This is a genomic window from Amycolatopsis bullii (assembly GCF_014654205.1).
GTDB lineage: Bacteria > Actinomycetota > Actinomycetes > Mycobacteriales > Pseudonocardiaceae > Amycolatopsis > Amycolatopsis plumensis.
On sequence record NZ_BNAW01000108.1, the window covers coordinates 1 to 1,215 of the forward strand.

The window sequence follows — 1,215 nt, forward strand, 5'->3', positions numbered from 1 at the left end:
GGGCGATCAGAGCCTGGGCGTGCCGTTTCCCCTCGCCTCGTTTGCGCAGGTAGAAGGCCCGGGAGGGACTGCCGGGGCGTTTGATCGCCGACAGGGCGGCCAGGGAGAACACCCGGCGCAGGCCGCGGTGATAGCGCTTGGGGCGGTGCAGATTGCCCCGCACTCGCCCGGAGTCGTGGGGCACTGGTGCGAGACCGGCGTAAGCAGCCAGATGCGCGGAACTGCGGAACGCAGCCTGCAGGTCACCGCCGGTGCCGACCAGCAGCTGAGCGCCCAGGACCGGCCCGAACCCGTCGAGGCTGGTGATATGTCCGGCATCAGGATGCTCACCGAACCGCTCGGCGAGCTGCTTGTCCAGATCCTTGATCTCCCGGTTCAATTCCAGCAGCTGCCGGGCCAGCCGGGCAATCAACGGCGCGGTCACCGATTCCCCCGGCAACGCCACAGTCTGCTCCGCCGCGGCAGCCAGGGCCTTGTCCACCATGGACGGAATTCCCTTGGCCCAGGCACCATGCTCGGTCAAGTAAGCCGACAGGCCGGCCGCTTCGGCCGCGCGGATGCCCTCGGGGGTCTGGAAGCCGGTGAGCAGCACCAGCGCCGAGCGGGTGGAGTAGTCGAACGCCCGCTCCAGCGCGGGAAAAATGCTCGCCGGCAGCTCCCGGATCCGGTTGACCCCGCGGACCCAGTCGGCCATCAGGTCGTCCCGGCGCGCGGTGAGCACCTGCAGGTCGCGCGTGATCGCATCAGGGGCGGTGATCGGGGTCAGATCGCGGCGCAGCCGGGCGGTTTCGGCGATCGTGCGGGCGTCACGAGCGTCGGTTTTGCCTTCACCGGCGAACGCGCCGGCCATCCGGTTGACCAGCCGGCCCGGCACCGACACCACCGGCTGCCCAGTGCCCAGCAGCAAGGTGATCAGCAGGCTCGCGGCGCCGGATGTCATGTCGAGCGCCCACACCACCTCCCCACCTTCACCGGCTTCCGCGGTGGTGCGGGTGATCAGTTGCTCGATCGCGGCCTGGCCATTGGCCACTTTCCGGGAGAACACCATCTTGCCGGCCTCGTCCACCGCGCACGCGTGGTGGAAGCCTTTCCCCACGTCGATTCCGACCCACACCCTGCGCGCTGCCACGCCGCCTGTCCTCCCGTCCTTCGCAGCTCAACCCCGTGGACGACCCGCCAGCATCTCCATAAACAGCGACCGAGCGCAGATCTCAA

Annotated in this window: 1 protein-coding gene; it reads right to left on the minus strand. The window is 69.1% G+C overall.

The annotated features are described in order from the left end of the window. A partial coding sequence (locus IE317_RS44095) for an IS110 family transposase (protein WP_191317307.1) occupies positions 1-1,129 on the minus strand: 1,129 nt, incomplete at its 3' end. Positions 1,130-1,215: the final 86 nt, after the last annotated feature.